1 pseudogene is annotated in these 461 nt (G+C 69.4%); it reads left to right on the top strand.

From position 1 onward, the window contains the following. Positions 1–461 (top strand): annotated as a pseudogene (locus K7862_RS37110) (DNA-directed RNA polymerase subunit alpha); the annotation flags it as partial.

Here is a 461-nt window from a genome sequence, read left to right as displayed (position 1 = left end):
CCGGGTGTGGTCACCGCGGCCGACATCGCGCCGCCGGCCGGTGTCGAGGTGCACAACCCCGACCTGGTCCTGGCCACCCTGAACGCCAAGGGCAAGCTGGAGATGGAGCTGACCGTCGAGCGCGGTCGCGGCTACGTCTCCGCGGTGCAGAACAAGCAGCAGGGCCAGGAGATCGGCCGCATCCCGGTCGACTCCATCTACAGCCCGGTGCTCAAGGTCACCTACAAGGTCGAGGCGACCCGTGTCGAGCAGCGCACCGACTTCGACAAGCTGATCGTCGACGTCGAGACCAAGCAGGCCATGCGGCCGCGTGACGCCATGGCGTCGGCCGGCAAGACCCTGGTCGAGCTGTTCGGCCTGGCCCGCGAGCTGAACGTCGACGCCGAGGGCATCGACATGGGTCCGTCCCCGACGGACGCCGCTCTGGCCGCGGACCTCGCCCTGCCGATCGAGGAGCTGGA

This window comes from Actinacidiphila acidipaludis, from assembly GCF_019890725.1.
GTDB classification, from domain to species: domain Bacteria; phylum Actinomycetota; class Actinomycetes; order Streptomycetales; family Streptomycetaceae; genus Actinacidiphila; species Actinacidiphila acidipaludis.
The sequence above is the reverse complement of the archived record's forward strand: the minus strand, read 5'-3'. Positions and strand labels throughout refer to the sequence as shown.